The 19,140-nt window shown below is 69.0% G+C and carries 14 protein-coding genes and 1 pseudogene; 9 read left to right on the forward strand and 6 right to left on the reverse strand.

What is annotated here, in order from left to right:
* The first annotated feature begins 55 nt into the window (after window positions 1–55).
* Window positions 56–838 carry an SDR family oxidoreductase gene (locus FNV62_RS03625; protein WP_205521658.1) on the forward strand — a complete coding sequence of 261 codons (783 nt, stop codon included), beginning with the start codon at window positions 56–58 and terminating at the stop codon, window positions 836–838.
* 124 nt (window positions 839–962) lie between these two features.
* On the opposite strand, the gene FNV62_RS03630 is transcribed toward FNV62_RS03625, so the two are convergent.
* The gene (locus FNV62_RS03630) at window positions 963–1,802 is read right to left on the reverse strand and encodes a GntR family transcriptional regulator (protein ID WP_097282576.1); all 840 of its coding nucleotides are present in this window, start codon (window positions 1,800–1,802) and stop codon (window positions 963–965) included.
* A 261-nt stretch (window positions 1,803–2,063) separates the two neighbouring features.
* On the opposite strand from FNV62_RS03630, the gene FNV62_RS03635 reads away from it, so the two are divergent.
* The 4 genes from FNV62_RS03635 to FNV62_RS03650 are packed head-to-tail and all read left to right on the forward strand — an operon-like array spanning window position 2,064 to window position 6,763.
* Window positions 2,064–3,332 (forward strand): extracellular solute-binding protein, encoded by a 1,269-nt coding sequence (locus tag FNV62_RS03635; RefSeq protein WP_144314658.1) that lies wholly within the window; start codon window positions 2,064–2,066, stop codon window positions 3,330–3,332.
* A 29-nt stretch (window positions 3,333–3,361) separates the two neighbouring features.
* Window positions 3,362–4,351, forward strand: coding sequence for a carbohydrate ABC transporter permease (locus tag FNV62_RS03640; protein ID WP_143599892.1), 990 nt, complete (start codon window positions 3,362–3,364; stop codon window positions 4,349–4,351).
* Complete coding sequence (locus tag FNV62_RS03645) at window positions 4,348–5,187, forward strand: carbohydrate ABC transporter permease (protein ID WP_097282579.1); 840 nt, start codon at window positions 4,348–4,350, stop codon at window positions 5,185–5,187. The genes FNV62_RS03640 and FNV62_RS03645 overlap by 4 nt, the downstream gene beginning before the upstream one ends.
* 43 nt (window positions 5,188–5,230) lie before the next feature.
* Window positions 5,231–6,763 carry a beta-N-acetylhexosaminidase gene (locus tag FNV62_RS03650; protein ID WP_144314659.1) on the forward strand — a complete coding sequence of 511 codons (1,533 nt, stop codon included), beginning with the start codon at window positions 5,231–5,233 and terminating at the stop codon, window positions 6,761–6,763.
* 82 nt (window positions 6,764–6,845) lie between these two features.
* Here FNV62_RS03650 and FNV62_RS03655 read toward each other — a convergent pair whose 3' ends face one another.
* Window positions 6,846–8,036, reverse strand: coding sequence for an RNA-guided endonuclease InsQ/TnpB family protein (locus FNV62_RS03655; RefSeq protein ID WP_144314660.1), 1,191 nt, complete (start codon window positions 8,034–8,036; stop codon window positions 6,846–6,848).
* A gap of 155 nt (window positions 8,037–8,191) precedes the next feature.
* Between FNV62_RS03655 and FNV62_RS03660 the strand changes: the two genes are divergently transcribed.
* Both FNV62_RS03660 and FNV62_RS03665 read left to right on the forward strand, forming a co-directional pair.
* The gene (locus FNV62_RS03660) at window positions 8,192–9,619 is read left to right on the forward strand and encodes a cellulose binding domain-containing protein (protein ID WP_144314661.1); all 1,428 of its coding nucleotides are present in this window, start codon (window positions 8,192–8,194) and stop codon (window positions 9,617–9,619) included.
* 170 nt (window positions 9,620–9,789) lie between these two features.
* The gene (locus FNV62_RS03665) at window positions 9,790–10,125 is read left to right on the forward strand and encodes a hypothetical protein (RefSeq protein WP_054233377.1); all 336 of its coding nucleotides are present in this window, start codon (window positions 9,790–9,792) and stop codon (window positions 10,123–10,125) included.
* Between the two features lie 54 nt (window positions 10,126–10,179).
* On the opposite strand, the gene FNV62_RS03670 is transcribed toward FNV62_RS03665, so the two are convergent.
* A complete protein-coding gene (locus tag FNV62_RS03670; RefSeq protein WP_144314662.1) occupies window positions 10,180–13,068 on the reverse strand; it encodes an MGH1-like glycoside hydrolase domain-containing protein in 2,889 nt (962 codons plus the stop codon).
* Window positions 13,069–13,630: 562 nt separating this feature from the next.
* Between FNV62_RS03670 and FNV62_RS03675 the strand changes: the two genes are divergently transcribed.
* Entirely contained in the window at window positions 13,631–15,253 is a 1,623-nt protein-coding gene (locus FNV62_RS03675; RefSeq protein WP_225900801.1) for a glycoside hydrolase family 76 protein, read from the forward strand.
* A 906-nt stretch (window positions 15,254–16,159) separates the two neighbouring features.
* On the forward strand, window positions 16,160–16,732 hold the full coding sequence (locus FNV62_RS03685) for a dihydrofolate reductase family protein (protein ID WP_060900598.1): 573 nt from the start codon (window positions 16,160–16,162) through the stop codon (window positions 16,730–16,732).
* 35 nt (window positions 16,733–16,767) lie between these two features.
* Here the strand turns inward: FNV62_RS03685 and FNV62_RS56950 are convergent, their stop codons facing one another.
* From FNV62_RS56950 to FNV62_RS03695, 3 genes and pseudogenes are all read right to left on the reverse strand, one after another.
* A complete protein-coding gene (locus FNV62_RS56950) occupies window positions 16,768–16,896 on the reverse strand; it encodes a hypothetical protein (protein ID WP_263986834.1) in 129 nt (42 codons plus the stop codon).
* 218 nt (window positions 16,897–17,114) lie between these two features.
* Window positions 17,115–17,540 (reverse strand): annotated as a pseudogene (locus FNV62_RS55300) (cation:proton antiporter); the annotation flags it as partial.
* Between the two features lie 238 nt (window positions 17,541–17,778).
* Window positions 17,779–18,972 carry a PP2C family protein-serine/threonine phosphatase gene (locus FNV62_RS03695; RefSeq protein WP_225900124.1) on the reverse strand — a complete coding sequence of 398 codons (1,194 nt, stop codon included), beginning with the start codon at window positions 18,970–18,972 and terminating at the stop codon, window positions 17,779–17,781.
* Between the last annotated feature and the right edge of the window lie 168 nt (window positions 18,973–19,140).

The following is a 19,140-nucleotide window of genomic DNA, read 5'->3' on the forward strand; positions in this document are numbered from 1 at the left end:
CGCCTTCCGATCAATCCCGCACTCCCCGCCCTGCGATCAAAGAGACCGAGGTTTTGTGATGTCTGCTGCTCTGCTCACCGGCACTCCCCTGACCGGCCGTGTCGCTGTCGTCTCCGGCGCCTCCAGCGGCATGGGTGCCGTCACCGCCGAGCGCCTCGCCGAGCTCGGTGCCACGGTGGTCGTACTGGCCCGGCGCAAGGAACGCCTCGACAGCCTGGTCAAGAACATCGAGGCCGCCGGCGGCACCGCACTCGCCCTGGCCGTCGACGTCACCGACCGCGCCGCCGTCCAGACCGCCGCCGACCAGGTCGCCGAGCGCTTCGGCAAGGCCGACCTCGTGTTCAACAACGCCGGAGTCCAGCTCATCTCCGGCATCGAGGAACTCAAGGTCGACGACTGGCAGCGCCAGATCGACCTCAACATCACCGGCCTGATGAACGTCATCGCCGCGTTCCTCCCCCACCTGACGGAATCCGCCGCCCAGGGCAAGGCCGCCGACCTGATCAACACCTCGTCCATCGCGGCCACCCGCATCCTGGCGAAGTTCTCGATCTACTCCGGCACGAAGGCCTACATCAGCCACCTCACCCGACTGCTCCGCGTCGAACTCGGCCCCAAGATGGTCCGCGTCGCCACCATCGAACCCGGCATGGTCGACACCGAACTCCCCGACCACGTGACCGACCCCGACGCCTCCAGGCTGATGGCCGACCTCATCCATGACATCGATGTCCTCCAGAGCGCCGACATCGCCGAAACCGTCGCATTCATGGCCGCCGTCCCGCGCCACGTCAACCTCACCGAGATCACCATCCTGCCCACGGCCCAGGCCATCTGAGGTCCGTCCCGTCGTGGCGGGGGAGGAACAGCACTCGGCTGTTCCTCCCCCGCCCCCGCACATTGATGGACGACCGGCGCTCGCCGGGGCGCCTCTCCCCCGCCCAGCCGGAAACCGCGGTGACTCACGGTGCCGACTGGATGTCCCCGCGTGTGGAGGACTCGATGGTGTCGCGGTGGGCGAAGTCGCCCGGGGGGATGCCGGGGTGGTGTCCGAGCCGGGCCGGCGGCACCGCGGCCGAGGGGCCGAGGGTGAGCCGGGAGACGATGCGATAGCGGTCGCCACGGTAGATCGAGTGGACGTATTCGACGGGCTGCCCCGTGGTGTCCGAGGTGAGCCGCTCGAAGAGCAGCGCCGGGGACAGCTCCGGCACGTCGAGCAGCTCGGCCTCCGCCCGGGTGACGACGGTCGGCTCGATCGCCTGTACGGCCTCCTGGACGTGCACGCCATGCTGTTCGCGCAGGTGCTCGTACAGGTCGCCGGCTTCCAGTTCCTGGGCGGAGAGGGTGGGGACCAGATCGGCTCTGATGTGCAGATGCTCGATGGCCATCGGGGCGCCGTCGACCTGGCGCAGCCGTGCCACGTACACGATCTCGACAGCGGGCGAGATGCGCAACTTGCGGCCGACGCGCGCGCCGGCCGGGATGGTGGTGAACTCCAGCAGGCGGCTCGACCAGGTCCCGGAGGCCTGGGGCACCGTCATGGCCTGCTGACCCGAGACGAGTTCCTGGGTGATCTTCTCGGGTGCCACGAACATGCCGCGACCGTGCTCCCGTACCAGAAGACCCGCGGCGACGAGTTCGTCGACCGCCGCGCGCAGGGTCGGGCGGGACACCCCCAGGCGGGCACACAGGGAACGCTCGGAGGGGATCGCGTCCCCCGGGCGGTGTGACTCGATGAGGTCGAGGATGAAGTCGCGAACTCGCTCCCGTTTGAGCACCGCACCTGGTGCGTCAGCCTTCATGGTGCCCTCCCTCATGCGCGGAATATCCAGTTAACCAGTTGACCAGTGGTCACTCGCAACTGCCCCCTTGATCAAGCGAGTGTAACTGCCACCGAGGGCTGATCGCCCAGATCTCGACTGGCCTGCGCCCTAAAACCCTTTGAAGTACGGGGGGTTGACGCCTCGATTGGTCTATGCCACCTTCAACCCCACATCAAGAGGTGAGCTGTCCAGTGGACTTCACTGGTCAGGTGGTCAGGTCATGTCCTCCAGAGGTGAACCGTGAAGCTCCGCTTGTTTGCCGGTGTGTCCGCGCTCGTGATGACGGCCGGGCTGAGTGCCTGCAGTAGCTCCTCCGATACCTCCGGCGACAGCTCCGGCGGGAACACCACCATCGACGTCTGGCTGATGCGCGACAGCGTCTCGGCCCAGTTCCAGAACGAGTTCGTCAAGGGCTTCGAGACCGCTCACCCGGACATCAAGGTCAAGGTGCAGATCCAGGAGTGGGACGGGATCGGCGAGAAGGTCACGGCCGCGCTCGCCAGCAACGACGCACCGGACGTCATCGAGACCGGCAACACCCAGGTCGCCCAGTTCGCGCAGAGCGGGGGGCTGCTCGACCTCAGTGACAAGGTCGACGGCCTCGGGGGGAAGAACTGGCTCAAGGGTCTCGCGGAGCCCGGCGTCTATGAGGGCAAGCAGTACGGCATTCCGTACTACGCCGCCAACCGCGTCGTGATCTACCGGACCGACCTCTTCAAGGAGGCGGGCGTCGACGCGACCGCCATCAAGACCCGCGACCAGTGGATCGCCGCCACCAAGAAGCTCAACACCGGTGGCACGCAAGGCATCTATCTGCCCGGCCAGAACTGGTACACCCTCGCGGGCTTCGTCTGGGACGAGGGCGGCGACCTCGCCACCGAGTCCGGCGGCAAGTGGAAGGGCACGCTGGACTCCCCCGAGGCGATCCGCGGTATGGAGTTCTACGAGAAGCTCCAGGCCCTCGGCAAGGGCCCCAGGGACTCCGACGAGGCCAACCCTCCGCAGGCGGACGTCATGGCCAAGGGGAAGGTCGCCCAGGTCATCTCGACACCCGGCGGCGCCAACGTCGTCATCCAGAACAACCCGGCGCTGAAGGGAAAGCTCGGCTTCTTCCCGATCCCGGGGAAGGCCGCCGACAAGCCCGGCGCGGTCTTCACCGGCGGCTCCGACCTCGTCATCCCCACGGCGTCCACCAAGCAGGACGCGGCCTACACCTTCGTCAAGGAACTCACCGGCGACACCTGGCAGAAGAAGCTCGCCGTCGCCATGAGCTACGTCCCGAACAAGACCACCCTGGCCTCCGCGGTCGCAGCCGACCCCGGCGCTGCGGCCATGGCGGTCGGCGCCGCCCAGGGCCACGCCACACCCAACACCCCGGGCTGGGCCGCCGTGGAGGCCAAGAACCCGATCAAGGACTACATGACGGCCGTCCTCACCGGGGGCGACATCCAGAAGAAGGCCGCCACCGCGTCCGAGGCCATCACCGCCGCCATGAACTCCGGCTCCTGAACCGTCCACGCACCGGAAGGAGGAGCGCCGTGCCGGCCGTCCGCGAGCAGACCGTCCCCCGCCCCCCACTCGGTACCGGGCCGCCCCGGCGCTCCACCGGTCCGGGGCCGCGCCGCCCGTCGAAGTCCACCGGCCGTGGGATCTGGCCGTACGTGCTGATCGCGCCCGCCGTCCTCGGCACGCTCTATCTGCTCGTCTATCCCCTGGTCCGCGCCGTGGTGATATCGCTGCAGGACTTCGGCCTGCGCCAACTCATCCTGGGCGGCGCGCGTTTCGTCGGATTCAAGAACTACGGAACGCTGCTGGGGGACGGCCGCTTCTGGGAGGTCGTGCGCCGCACCTTCCTCTTCATGGCGATCAACGTCGTCCTGATCATGGTGCTGTCCACGCTGGTCGCGCTCATGGTCGAGCGGCTCGGCCGGTTCGGCAGGACCGCGGTCCTCAGCGCGCTCGTGCTGACCTGGGCGATGCCCGTCATCGCGGCGACCACCGTCTTCCAGTGGCTGTTCCACTCGGAGTTCGGCATCGTCAACGCGGTCCTGACCGACCTGGGGTTCGAGTCCTTCCACCGCTACCCCTGGTTCGCGCACGGTCCGGCCGCCTTCGCCATCGTGGTCGTCCTCGTCGCATGGCAGTCCGTGCCCTTCGCCGCGATCACCCTGTACTCGGCCCTCACCACCGTCCCCACCGAGCTGTACGAGTCGGCGCGGCTCGACGGGGCGTCGGGGCCGCGAATCTTCGGCTCCATCACCTTCCCCATGGTCCGGCCGATCTTCATGCTGGTGTTCTCGCTCGAAGTGATCTGGACCTTCAAGGCCTTCGTCCAGATCTGGGTGATGACCAACGGCGGGCCCGGCGACGCGACCACGATCCTGCCCGTGTACGCGGTACAGACCGCCCTGTCGAGCCAGCGCTACGACCTCGGCTCGGCGGCCTCCATGGTCACCGTCGTGCTGATGTCGGGCGTGCTCGTCTTCTACTTCCGCCAGATGTTCCGCCAGGAGGACGAGCTCGCATGAGCACGACCCGGCCCCGCATCCGCCGCCTGCCCCTGAACGCCGCCGCCGTCGTCACGGTCGTGGTCTGTCTCTTCCCGGTCTACTGGATGGTCGCCACCGCGTTCACCCCGACCCGAGACATCCAGTCCGACAACCCCCGGATCGTCCCTCGGACCTGGACACTCGACCACTTCCGCACGGCCGTCGGCGCCGCCGGCTTCGGCCTGTTCTGGCGCAACAGCATCCTCGTCACACTGAGCGCCGTCCTGCTCGCCCTCGTCATCGCGCTCGGCGCCGCCTACGCGGTCGCCCGGATGAGGTGGAAGGGGCGCCGGCAGTTCATGCTCATGGTCTTCATCGCGCAGATGGCGCCCTGGGAATCACTGATCATCCCGGTCTACATCATCTCCCGGGACACCGACATGCTCGACCGGCTGCCGACCCTGACCCTCGTCTACTTCATGATGACGCTGCCCTTCACCATCATCGTCCTGCGCGGCTTCATCGGCACGATCCCCCCGGAGCTGGAGGAGTCCGCCCAGGTCGACGGCTGCACCCGGCTCGGCGCGTTCCGGCATGTGGCGTTCCCGCTGCTCGCACCAGGCCTGATGGCCACCTCGCTGTTCGGCTACATCACCGCCTGGAACGAGTTCGCCTACGCCAACTTCCTGATCATCAAGCATCAGGACAACCGCACCCTGCCCGTGTGGCTGTCCTCGTTCCAGAACGTCTTCGGCACCGACTGGGGCGCCACGATGGCCGCCTCGACCCTCTTCGCCGCCCCGGCGCTCGTGGTGTTCCTGCTGCTCCAGCGCCATGTCACCTCCGGCTTCGCCGCCGGCGCAGTCAAGGGCTGACCTCACACCCCACCCCCACGCGACCCCGTCCCGGAGCTGATCCATGCCCGCACAGCGATCCGTGCTCACCCTCGTACCCCGCCCCACCAAGGCCGCACTCCGTCCGGGACACTTCACGCTCGACGCCGGCACCGCTCTGCACATCGGCGCGGGCGCCGAACCGGCCGCGGACCTGCTGCGCACCCTGCTCACCCCCGCCACCGGGCTGTCCCTGCGGCCGTCCCCGGACGGACAGTTCGCCCTGACGCTCGACCCCGGACTCACCGGCCTCGGTGAAGAGGGGTACGGGCTCACCGTCGCCCCGCACGCCGTGCTGCTGCGCGCCGCACACCTGACCGGTCTGCTGCGCGGCATCCAGACGCTCCGTCAACTCCTTCCTCCTCAAGCCTTGTTGGACACTCCGCAGCGCGGTACACGGTGGCTGCTGCCGTGCGCCGAGATCACCGACGTCCCCCGCCACCCCTGGCGCGGCGCGATGCTGGACGTGGCACGCCACTTCCAGCCCGTCTCCTACCTGCGCCGGTACGTCGACCTGCTGGCCCTGCACAAGATCAGCGTGTTCCACCTGCATCTGACCGACGACCAGGGCTGGCGCATGCCCATCGCCGCACTGCCCAAGCTCACCGAGGTCGGCGGCCACCGCGCCGAGTCCCAGAAGGGCCCGGCCGGCAGCGACACCTACGACGGCATCCCGCACGGCGGGGCGTACACACGGGACGAACTCGTCGGCCTGGTCCGGTACGCGGCCGCTCGCGGCGTCACCGTCATGCCGGAGATAGAGATGCCCGGCCATGTACGCGCCGCCCTCGCCGCCTACCCCGACCTGGGCAACCATCCGGAGCGCACCCTCGACGTCTGGACCCGCTGGGGCGTGTGCGACACCGTCCTCGGTGTCCACGACGGCGTCCTCGACTTCTGCCGCACCGTCCTCGACGAGGTCATGGACGTCTTCCCCTCGCCGTACATCCACGTCGGCGGCGAGGAGTGCCCCACCACCGAGTGGACGCACAGTGTCGCCGCGCGGGAACGAGCGGTGGCGCAGGGCCTGCCGGGCCCCGCGGCCCTGCACGGCTGGTTCCTCGGGCAGATCGGCGACTTCCTTGTCCGGCACGGACGCCGCCCGGTCGGCTGGGCCGAGACCGGCGCCGAACTGCCCCTCGACTTCACCGTGATGACCTGGCGCGACTCGGCCCACACGCTGACGGCGGCCCGCCGCGGCCACCCCGTCGTCAACGCCTACCACCGCGCCACCTACCTCGACTACGCCCAGTCCGGCGACCCACGCGAGCCACTGGCCCAGCCCGGAGGCGTCGTCGATCTGCGCGCCGTCCACGCCCACGATCCCGTACCCGAGAACGCGGACCGAGACGTGGCCGGGCGGGTGCTCGGCACCCAGACCCAGCTGTGGACCGAGTTCGTCACGACGCCCGCCCACATCGAGTACCTCACCTACCCGCGGCTGTGTGCCCTCGCCGACCGCGCCTGGAGCGGCGCGACCGACTGGGCCGACTTCCGCTCCCGCCTCGACGAGCACACCGTACGGCTCGACGCCCTCGATGTCCGGCAACACCCCTGACCCTGTCCCGTTCCGGGAATCACCCCACCTTTCTGGAGAGGAACAACCTTGACTTCCTCCCCCTCGTAAACGAGGGGGATTCCTACGGCTCGCGCCGTGAGATTTTCTGCTTCGTCGCCGACTGCCCGCCCGGAGTTCTCCGTTGAGGTCTTACACCAGCTCCACAGACAGACACCGCCAGCCCGGCGGCCAGAAGGTTCTTCGCCGCGTTCACGTCCCGGTCGTGGACCGTTCCGCAGTCACACGTCCAGGTGCGGACATTCAGCGGCATCCTGTCCTGCAGGGCACCGCAGTGGGAGCACAACTTGGAGGAGGGGAAAAAGCGGTCCACGACCACCACGTCCCGCCCGTACCAGGTGGCCTTGTACTCCAGAAGGCTCCGGAACTCTGCCCACGCGGCATCGCTGATGGCGCGGGCGAGTTTCCGGTTCCTGACCATATTGCGCACGGTCAGGTCCTCGATCACGAGCGTTTGGTTTTCGCGCACGAGTCGAGTGGTGATCTTGTGCAGGCCGTCCCTGCGCCGGTCCGTGATCCGGGCGTGGATCCTGGCGACCTTGCGGCGTGCCTTCTCCCGGTTCGCGGAGCCCTTCTCCTTGCGGGCACAGTGGCGCTGTGCCGTGGCGAGGCGGTCGCGGTCGCGGCGTTCGTGCCGGGGGTTGGCGATCTTCTCACCGGTCGACAGGGCCAGCAGGTGGTCCAGGCCGACGTCGATCCCCACCGCCGCATCCGTGGCCGCGAGCGGTTTCACCGTCGGGTCGTCGCACAGCATCGACACGAACCAGCGGCCGGCCGCGTCCCGCGACACGGTCACGGTCGTCGGCACACTGCCCTCGGGCAGGGGGCGGGACCAGACGATGTCCAGCGGCCCGGCCATCTTCGCGAGCTTCAACCGGCCGTCACGGAACGTGAACGCCGAGCTGGTGTACTCCGCCGAGGCGCGGGACTTCCGCTTCGACTTGAACCGTGGGTACCTGGCGCGCTTGGAGAAGAAGTTCGCGAACGCCCCTTGCAGGTGACGCAGCGTCTGCTGGAGCGGAACCGACGACACCTCGTTGAGGAAGGCCAGTTCCTCGGTCTTCTTCCAGGCCGTCAGCATTGCGGAGGACTGGTGGTAGTTGACCCGCTCCTGCCGAGCCCACGCCTCGGTACGGGCCGCGAGCGCCATGTTGTAGACCTTCCGCACGCACCCGAACGTGCGCGACAGCTCCGCTGCCTGCGCATCGGTCGGATAGAAGCGGTACTTGAACGCCCGCTTCACGCGAATGGACATAAGCCCACAAAATACCACGTCAACATGTGACTCCCTAAGGGTAGTTGGTGGTGAACGACGATCCGCCCTGTCGGCGAATTGTCTTTCCCTGCCCTGTTCCGCAGGAGTCCGAGTCCTCTCCGCCCTGAAGGACGGAGTGTCTACGGAGGGAACATATGAGATTCGCGAAGAACCGGCTACGCGCCGCGGCGTCCGCCGCCGTCGCGGTGGCCATGGGCGCCGCGGCGCTCACCGCGCTCCCGGCCACCGCAAGCGCCGCCGACGACGGGCTGAGCGTCCAGTACCGTACGAGCGCCACGGGAGCCACCGCCGACCAGTCCGAACCCTGGTTCAAGGTGAAGAACACCGGCACCACGACCGTGCAACTGGCGAACGTCAAGATCCGCTACTACTTCAGGTCCGACTCGGCCGGCGCGTCCTATCGCTTCGCCTGTTCCTGGGCCGTCAAGGGCTGCGCCAACGTCACGGGCACCTTCGGCACGCTCGCCAACCCGACCGCCACGGCCGACCGCTACCTGGAGATCGGCTTCACCTCCGGCGCCGGCACGCTCGCGCCGGGCGCCGACACCGGCGACATGCAGCTGCGCTTCTACCAGTCGACGTGGCAGTCGCTGAACCAGAGCGACGACTACTCCTTCGGCGCCTCCCAGACGTCGTACGCCGACTGGTCCAAGGTCACCGCGCAGCTGTCCAACACCACGCTGTGGGGCCAGGCCCCCGCGGGCAACGACCCGACGAACCCGCCCACCGACCCGCCGACCGACCCGCCGGCCACCGGCGCCACGCTGTTCGACGACTTCAATTACAGCGCCTACAACGACCCGAAGATCTCGGCGCACGGCTGGAGCGTGCGCTCCGCCTCCGGCGGCCCCGGCGTGTCCGGCGCCACGTGGGCGCCCGAGAACGTCACCTTCGCCACCACGAGCGGCAACTCCGTCATGAACCTGGAGACCTCGACCGCGGGCACCGGCGAGAGCACCAAGCAGACCGAAGTCGTCACCAACGCACGGAAGTTCAAGAACGGCACCTACGCGGCCCGGGTCAAGTTCAACGACGCGCCCAAGTACGGCCCGGACGGCGACCACCTCGTCCAGACGTTCTTCACCATCAACGACCTCACGGCACCGATGGCGGACGACTACTCCGAGTACGACTTCGAGTACCTGCCCAACGGCGGCTGGGGCGAGACCTCCGACATCCTCTACACGACGTCCTGGGAGACCTACCAGGCCGACCCGTGGGTGGCGGTCAACCAGCACACCGAGGGCCGGCAGAGCTACGACGGCTGGCACGACCTGGTGCTGACCATCGACAACAGCAGCATCAAGTACTACATCGACGGACAGCTCTTCGGCACCCATGACTCCGCGTACCTGCCGGAGCGGCCGATGTCGATCAACTTCAACCAGTGGCTGATCGACCTCGCGGGCCAGACCAGCACCACCGCGCGGGCGTACGACGAGCAGGTCGATTACGTCCTGCACGTCAAGGACCAGGTCCTCACACCGGCGCAGGTCGCCGCCAAGGTGACGGCGTACCGCAGCGCGGGCACCACGTTCGAGGACACCGTCCCCAGCAGCTGATCCCATCGCCCGATGACGAAAGGCCGGGGCGACCGCACACCCGGCGCGCAGGCACGCACCGGGTGCGCGGTCCGCCGCCCCGACCGCACGGGCCGACGGCGAGTGGCCGACCCTCTGAGCCTCCTCAAGTCGCTTGGCGCGCGGCGAACATGGCAGTCAGGCTGATCCCCATGACAGGAATCACGGGACTGAGCAAGAAGAACAACTTCGTGCTGGCCATCCGGGACGCGGACGTGGTCGCGGCGACCCTGCGCCGGGCACTGGCCGAGGCCTCGCCGGAAGAGCGCCTCGGTCTGGAACGCGCTGCCGCGCTCGTCGAGTCCACCGCCTCAGCCACCGAGACCCAGCTGCGTGCCCGCTGGGTCCGCTCCCGGCTGGCCGAGGTCGGCTTCACCGGGGACATCACCTCGGTCGCGGCGGTGCGGGCGCTGCGCCAGGCGGAACCGAAACTGAGCCTGCTGGCGGCGGTGCAACTGCAGAAGGAGGCAGTGGCCCATCCGGAGTGATCCGGCAGCCCCCTGACACGCGGGGAACGGAGGCTGCCGGAGGTGGTGCGCTGCTCAGGAGGTGAGGTAGCAGGTTTTGCTCACGCCCGGCAGCGGATCGGTGCCGAACGCCGCCGTCGTGCAGCCGGTGCCGCCGGTGAACGCCTTGTAGAGGAAACGGCCCCGGGCACCGTAGGCGACGGTCTGCTGTCCGCTGAAGGCGCACGTGCCGCCTTCGGTGGAGCAGGAGGTGGCGTAGCCGACCGGACCGCCGGTGGCGGTGTAGCAGGTCTTCGACTCGCCGGGGATCGGATCCCCGAACGTGGCGTCGGTGCACGGGGTGTCGCCGGTGGCCGTGATCGTCGTGAACGCGCCGAAGGCGCCGTATGTCACCGGCTGCCCCGCGGCGGCCGGGCAGGTGCCGTTCTGGTCCGCACACTTGGTCCAGCCGCCGGACGGTCCTCCTGCGGACGCCACGTAGCAGGACTTGGCCACTCCGTCGATGGGATCGCCGAAGTGGGCGTTGGTGCAGGCGACGGACCCGTTGGTGACCTGGTGGGCGAAGTTGCCGTTGGCGCCGTAGACGACGTCACGGTTGTAGCCGGGCACGGCGCAGGTGCCGCCCTCCGCCGCGCAGACGGTGTATCCGGGCGGGCCGCCCGCGTCGGCGACGTAGCAGGACTTGACGAGATTCGACGCCGGGTCGCCACCGAAGGAGTCGTTGGTGCAGGCGGTGCTGCCGGTCACTGTTTTGTACGTGTAGGTCCCAGCCCCGTAGGCCACCGAGCGGGTGCCGCTGAAGGAGCAGGTGCCGCCCTCGCCCGCGCACCGGGTGAAGCCCGGCCGCAGCGCGCCGGTACCGGGATCGGCGGGCGGCGACGGATTGCCCAGTCCGGTGGCGGTCACGGTGTAGCCGCCCGGGGTGACGCCGGTGAGGTAGACGTAGGTGTCGTCCTGGCTCGCGCCGGTGATTCCCGAGGTGGGTGTGAACGTTCCGTTGCTCCAGACGACGGTGCCGTTCACGGACACCGAGATGTTGCCGCCGCCGAACTTCGGGACGCCGATGCGGCCGGTGGTGCCTGCCGGGCTGGTGAGGTGCGCCGAGTACGTGCCGGCGGCGGGGTCGCGGGACCAGGAGGCGTTGACGGCGCCCTGGGGCAGGGTGATGCGGCCCTCGACGCTGGTCAGGTCGCCGGGGTGCGGGACGAAGCGGTACGTGCCGGTCGCGGACTCGGGTGCGGTGCCGAGCACGTCGAAGGTGAGCGTGGAGGTGGGCGCGGTGGACCAGCCGTGGGCCAGGCTCATGAACGAACCGCCGTAGGCGAGGCCGCCGTCGGCCTTGATGCCCTCCCAGAAGGTGCTCTTGGTACCGATGTCGCTGGTGAGCATGTGGCCCCAGGTGCGGCGGATCTGGTCCAGGGCGGTGTAGTCGTCATTGGCGGTGAAGCGGGCGTTGAGCTCCATGCCGCCGGCGAAGGGCGACACGTTGCCGCCCCATTCGGGGGTCGTCGGGCCGTAGATGCCCCAGTTCTTCCCGAGCCCCGCGATGACACTCTTCGACTTGGCCGCGGAGTCGGTCAACCCGTACCAGACGGCGAGCGAGTTGCCGTCCTGCGGGTACAGGCCACTGGTCGGGTTGTCCTTGTACATGCCCTTCGCGGCGTCCCACAGCAGGGAGTTGGCCGCCGTCTTGATGGCGGCCGCCTTGCCGTTCCAGCTCGCGGCGAGCGCGCTGTCGCCCTCGACCGCGGCCAGGGTGGCGCCGCCCTTGAGCGCGGCGTACAGCAGCGCGTTGGCGGAGATGTTCTCGCCGCCCTGGCCGACCCGGGCCCAGTCCTGGGTGCGCGTCACGTTGAGCAGGTTGTTGCCGTCGATCTTGTTGGTGATGAAGGCCATCCCGCGCTTGTAGTCGGACCATGCGGAGTCCAGCCACGCCCGGTCGGCCGAGTAGGAGTAGTACGTCGACGTCCCCAGCAGCGTCCAGGTGTGGTACGTGTCCGAGCCGGTGAGGTTGAACGGCGGTCCCGACCAGGGGATTTCACCTTCCGCCGACTGCGCGTTGTACATCGTGGTGAGCGCGTTGCGGGTCGAGACGAGGTCGTTGGAGTACGCGTACTGCGTGGGTACGGCGATACCCATGTCGCCGGGCCACACCGTACGGTCGCGCTTGGCCCCGTCGACCAGGACGGAGTCACCGACGCCGACGGTGGCGCCGTTGTCCCACGCCGAGGACGGCGGGGGCCAGGCGCGTCCCTGGTGGGAGGCGATCGTGTTGAGCTGCACGGTGTACGCCCCGGCATACCAGATGCGGTTGAGAAGGTCGTCGCTGGAGGAGAAGTAGTTGGCGTAGTCGGCCGGGTCGGTCTTGCCCGGAGCCGCGGTGAAGTTGAGGCTGACGCCCGTGAGATCCACCCAACCCGAGGTGTCCAGGAAGACCGTCAAGTAGCGGAAGCCACCGCGCTGTTGAGCGGTGGGCACCGTGTAGGTGCCGTTGGCGGAGGCCGTGGCGTAGAGCGCCCCGTCCTCGCCGTCGCGTCCGCTGCTGCGGTCGCTGTTGTTGCCCACGTACAGGGACGACTCGCTGAAGGCCAGGCCGACGCGCTGGCCGCTGTCGCTCGCACTACCGAAGGACAACGTTGTCACGCCACCGACCTCTTTGCCGAAGTCGAGGGTGACGGCCGACTGCGAGCCGGAGATCCGCGTCGGCTGACCGCTGAGGACGTTCTGCGGGTTCGCGACACTGCCGGACGTCCGATAGATCGCGGTCGGCTTGAGGGTGCGCGAGGTCGGCGAGTAGTTCAGGGCGTCAAGGGTCGCCTTGCCGACCCCTGTTGCGGTCGACGAGGCGGCCGCCGATGTGGCAGGCGCGGGAGCCATGAGCAGTGCGGCGGCCACCACGGTGGCGAGGCCGAGTAGGCGCCCTGGGCTGGGCGTTCGGATCAGCGAGGGGCGGCGGCGCCGCATGGGTACCTCCCGGGTCTGGATGCGGGAACGAGGTTCTTGAATCGATTCAAATCGATTGCTGACGAAAGCCTGTGACTCATGAAGCGGTGGGTGTGCGAGGCGCCTCGCCGAAGTTCCACCGATGATGTGCGCCCCACAGCGGGGTGTCAACCCGTCACAGCCGGTGTGAACCACCCCTGGAATCACTCCCGTTGGAGACATTGACAGTCCCCCACCAAGCCGGTTCACTGCCTCCCGGGCAGGTATGGACCAGTGCCCGTCCCCCGCCCGGCTCAGTGAGACCCAACCGGCGTCCCCCACCCTGAAATCGAGGCGAGTTCCGGTGCCCTCACAGCAATCCGACATCGTTGTCAGACCACGGCTTCTCAGCTTCCTGCTGACGGCCGCTCTCGCGTTCGTGGCACTGGTCCCGGTCGCGACGCCCGCGGCCGCCGCAACCCAGGTGTGCGTACTGGCCTGTGACACGCTGGACCCCTCGCAGGCCCGGCAGGAGAGCTTCCCGGTGCCGAACAAGGACCTCAACGGCCGTCGCCTCGAACTGCACGTGTCCGACGCGGACGACATGGCCTGGGCGAGCATCGACAACGGCGTGACCGGCGACTCGGTGTGGCTGGACCGCTCCTGGGACGGCGGCGCGACCTGGGAAGGACTGCTCGGCAAGGCGAGCGTCCCGGGAACCTGGACCGGCACCAGGACGCTGATGTACGACATCACCGACCCTCGCAACCACCGGCGCGGTCTCGTGCGGGCCTGCGGAGACGCCGCGGGGGTCGGCTGTACGAACTGGGTCTACCCCACGGTCTGCGACACGCTCTGCGACGGCACCGACGCGAGCAAGGCGGCCGGCGACGACCAGCCGGCGCCGTCGACGACTCTCTACGGCCGCACGATCCGGCTGCACGTCGACCAGAAGAACTCCATGGCCTGGGCGAGCATCGACACCGGTGGCGCCGGCGACGAGATCTGGCTCGACCGCTCCTGGGACGGCGGCTCGACCTGGCCGGACGGCTCCTCACTCGGCCGCACCAGCACCCCGTCCGGTGCCACCGGCACCCGTACCGCGATGTACGCCACCCGCGATCCGCGCGGGCTCCTGTACGGCGGCGCGGTCCGCGCCTGCGGCCGGGAGGCGAGCCACAACGAGGGCAGTTGCACCGCGTGGGTCAGACCCGTGCAGACCAGGACGCGCGCGGCGGCCGACGCGCTGATGTCCTCGTACGACCCCTACAACGGCTGGTGGCCGAGCAGTTGGTGGAACTCCGCCGCCACCCTCACCGCGCTCATCGACTCCTCCCGGGCCACCGGCAGGCACGACTACGACTGGGTCATCGCGCGCACCTTCGACCAGAACAAGGGCATCTTCGCGGCCGGTGTGCGCAGTTCGGACGCGATCGAGGGCGACTTCATCAGCCGTTCCATCGACGACTCGGGCTGGTGGGCCATCGCCTGGATCGACGCGTACGACTACACCGGTGACTCCCGCTATCTGAACGAGGCGGTCACCATCGCCGACTACGTCCAGCGGTACTGGGACCCCGGCACCTGCGGGGGCGGCGTGTGGTGGGACCGCGAGCGCACCTACAAGAACGCCGTGACGAACGGGCAGTACCTCTGGCTGACCACGGCGCTGCACCAGCGCATCCCGGGCGACACCGTATGGCTGCAGCGGGCCAAGACGTCCGCCGCCTGGTACCGGTCCAGCGGGATGATCAACTCCTCGGGTCTGGTGAACGACGGGCTCACCTCCGCCTGCGCCAACAACGGCTCCACCGTGTGGAGTTACAACCAGGGACTGGCCATCGGCGGCTTCACCGAACTGTGGAGAACGACCGGGGACGGCTCGCTGCTGACCACCGCGCGCACCCTGGCCGACGCCGCGATCAGCAGCCCTACGCTGACCTCCGGTGGAGTGCTCACCGAGTCCTGCGACGTCGGCTCGGCGTCCTGCGACGACAACCAGAAGCAGTTCAAGGGCATCTTCATGCGGAACTTCGCCGACCTCGCGAAGGCCACAGGTTCCGGCACCTACCAGAGTTACGTCCAGAAGCAGGCCGACACACTGTGGGCGCGGGACCGTAGCTCCCTCAACGCCCTGGGCGAACGCTGGGCCGGTACCAGCCCCAACCAGACCGACTGGCGTACCCAGGCGGGCGCCCTCGAAGCGCTCACCGCCGCCGCGGGCTGACGACCGGTTCCGGGAGCCGGCTCGCACGCGGGTCCCCGACCCACGTGCGAGCCGGTCGGCGTGGGCGCGCTCGGCCCTCCCCGACTCGACGAGCTCCTCCGGCGCCTCGCCGAAGGCCGAACAGCCCCGGCTACGGCCGCGGCTCTCGCTGATCCACCCAGGTCACAGTGGCACTTCCCGGGCGTGGTCCCGGGCAAGCCGATCTCGAACGCACGGCATGCCCCAGCAACTCAACGGGTCCCGCTTGCCGGTTCACACCGCGCGCAAGGGGGCACCGACCGCCCTCGCTGCACGAGCCGAGGACCTCACCAGCCGTGGATCACAAGCGCTCATGAAACCGGCTTCGTGAGACTTGCGGGCAGAGGCGTTGGGGACCCACCGCCGTCTGGATCCCAGACCGTTTCCCAGTGTCCGACGGTTCCCACGCCCGCCCTGCCCACCGCCGATCCCCCACCGACAACATTTCCCGCCTTGACAATTTTTTTTGTCGGAGAGATTCTGGAGCGGTGCTGGACGACGCCGTGATCGAGAACCCGCCGCGGCCGAGGCGTCCCTGGACCCGATACGGGCCCGGATCCTCGGCGCCCTGGCCGAGCCCGGCCCGGGGCTGCCCCGCCAGAAGGTCAACGACCACCTGAAGGAGCTGGGGCGCATGCCGAGCCGACCGACGGGCCTGCCGCCGCTGGACGGCGAGCCGGCCTGGTCGGACGACGAGGGCATCCAGGTCCGCTCCGCAGGAGGGGCTTCTCGACCGACGTCCGCAGACGCGTCCGGACACCCGTCCGCGCGGCCTGCGCCCTGGCCCGCCACGGGACCGCACCGGATACCGACGGCGTCGCACCGGCCTCCCTCCAAGGGGCGGCCAGCAATCGAAAACCGCACACCAGAAACCCCGAAGGAATCAGCATGCGTACCCTGATCAGCTCCGCCTTCATCTCGCTCGACGGCGTCGTGGAGGGCCCCGGCGGCGAACCCGGCTACCGCAATTCCGGATGGACCTTCAAGGACGTCGAGTTCGTCCCCGAGGCGTTCGACATCAAGGCACGGGAACAGCAGGAGTCCACCGCCGTCCTGATGGGCCGGACCAGCTACGAGGCGTTCAGCCCGGTGTGGCCGGACATGAACGAGTTCGCCCACTACAAGACCATGCCGAAGTACGTCGTCTCCACCACCCTCACCGAGGACAAGCTCGTCTCGAACTGGGGCGAGACCACCATCCTGCGCTCCCTCGACGAGGTCGCCGCCCTCAAGGAGACCGACGGAGGCCCGATCATCGTCCACGGCAGCGTCGCCCTGAACCATGGCCTCGCCGACGCCGGCCTGATCGACCGTTACCACCTGCTCGTCCACCCGCTGCTGCTCGGCGCGGGCAAGCGCCTGTTCCCCGCCACCGACAAGGACACCCAGAAGCTCAAGCTCGTCGAGCACGCCGTGTACTCCAACGGCCTGCAGATGAACGTCCTCGACGTCGTCCACTGACCAAGCCCCGGGTCTTTCCACGCCGCAGGACGCGATCAGATGCGGCCGGCGTCGCGCAGGTCCCTGAGCGTGTCCCGCTCGACCTGAAGCAGGGCGGGTTCGAGGCGCCGCACGCTCTCACGGCGTCGAATGGAGCCGGGAGCGGGGGCCCGACGGCGTCGCATGCTCGACGACATGTCCTTCGGCGGTCACGGCGGGCTCGGTCGGTGCCGCGGCCGGCGAGATGGCTCCGCGCATCCCCGCCCATGCCCGCGGCAGGCGCTGAGGGGCGGTGATTCGGCGGTCCCGCTGCTGAGGACGCCGGTCCAGGACCTGACCGGACAAGGACCGAGTAGAACCACAGCAGCCGTGTCCCGATCACAGCGACGCTCACGGCGCAGGCGGCGATCGCCGCCTGCGCCAGGGAGAGCGAGGTCAATGCCCCGACCGCGGCGGGCAGTTGGATACCGACGAACATGAACAGCGCGCTGTTGAGCAGGTAACCGGCCACCTCCCAGAAGACGATGACCTGGATCCGGGCGTCGGAACCGATGACGCGAGGGCCGAACCGGGTGGTCACAAGGCCGCAGGTGACGACGGCGAGGACGCCGGACACGTGCAGAGGTTCGGCGGACAGGTAGGCGAGGAGAGGGGTGGCGACACTCAGCACGCTGTGGAGCAGGGGCTCGGGCGGCCGACGCCTGACGGGGATCAGGAGCAGTGCGATCGCGGCACCGATCACGATTCCGCCGGCGTAGGACTCGACGAAAGCGAGCGCCGTACCGGACCAGGAGCAGGGTCGCTCGTCGGTGACGGCCTCGATGGCCACGGCCGGCAGGACTTCGGGGACAGCGCGAACCCTGCGAAGGCGGGTGTCAGTCCTACGAGGCAGCCCGCGCCGAGCAGCGGCAGCGGTTCACTCAGGCCCGTACGACGCGATGGCCGGCCCGTCGCCAGTACGCCGACGGCGACGACAACGATCAGTTCCGGGCTTCCCACGTCGGTGCCGTTCGTGTTCATGGCTCGACGGTCACGCCCCGACGCACGGGTAACAGGCCACGACTTTCTCAGAAGCTGCGTTCCGGGGAGTCCCGCACCCGCCCTCTGGAGGACTCGGCGCGGATGAGCCTGGCGAGGTGGTGGCCGGAGTGGGTGGGCGCCCGGCGAAGGGCGATGAGCGCGGCGTCGTCGCCTAGGCGTCCACCGACGTGGGCGAGGAGGTCACGCCGGATGTGACGCAGGAGCGGTTCGGGGCCGCACTCGGTCCACTGGGCGGCTCGTTCGGCGAACGGATAGAAGTCACCGCTCCGATTGCGCGCCTCCATGACACCGTCGGTGTAGAGCAGGAGGGTTTCCCCGACTTCGAAGGTGAACACGTCCAGCGTGCGCGGCGATGGGACCAGGACGCCGACTCCCAGCGGGGGTGCTGGGTGCAGCCTCAGTGCGGTGACGGAGTGTTCCGGGCTGAGCAGCAGGGGCGCGGGGTGCCCGCAGCTGGTCATTTTGACGAGGGTGGCATCGTCGGGGATCTCCAGCAACAGGGCGGTGACGAAGCGCTCCTCGGCCCCGGCCTCGTCCTCCGGCGGGGTGAATTCGCCGTGGTAGCGGCCGACGCTCTGTTCCAGCGCGTCCGTCAGCGCGGTGAGGTCGGCGTGCTGATGGGAGGCTTCGCGGAACGCGCCGAGCAGCAGGGCGGCCTCGCCGATGGCCGCCAAGCCCTTGCCCCGGACATCTCCGATGAGCACGCGCGTGGCGTCGTCGGTACGCGTGACGGCGTACAGGTCTCCACCGATCTCGGCCTCGTCCTCGGCGGCCAGATATACGGACGCCGTACGCAGGGGGCCGATCCCGCTGGGCAGCGGCCACAGCAGTACGTGCTGTGCGGCCTCGGCGACCGATCTCACCTGGGCCAGTTCCCGTCCGTGTCGCTCGCGTACCACGGAGTAGCCCACGATCAGAAGGCTCAGTACGGCGAGGGCGACCATCTGCACGACGACGTTGCGCGAGAAGAGGATGCCGTCGTGCAGCGCGATGCCGGCCTCGGCCGCGAGCGCCAGGACGCCGATCGCCCCGGTCAGCCGGGGACCGGCGAAGGATGCGGTGATCGCCGGCGCGATCACCAGCAGCGGGCCCAGGTGGACGTCGGCCGGGGCAACGATGTCGATGACCGTGATCACCACGACCAGCAGGACGGGGATCGCCAGCAGCACATGCTTCGACGGCCCCGGGCCGAGGCCGGTAGAGCGATTCCAGATCCCCACATGTTCCACAGTGCACCGCCCCAGGACAGCTTGCGAGCGCAGCCAAGATCTCTCGGCAATGCGCCGGCGGGACTGCCCAGCGCGTCCCGCACGCGCCGGACCGCGCGTCGACGGGACCGACCCCGCACCGGCGTCGGCGCGGGGTCGGCAGGGCTGCCGCCCGGCTGC

This window comes from Streptomyces sp. RLB3-17 (genome assembly GCF_007113425.2).
GTDB lineage: Bacteria > Actinomycetota > Actinomycetes > Streptomycetales > Streptomycetaceae > Streptomyces > Streptomyces mirabilis_D.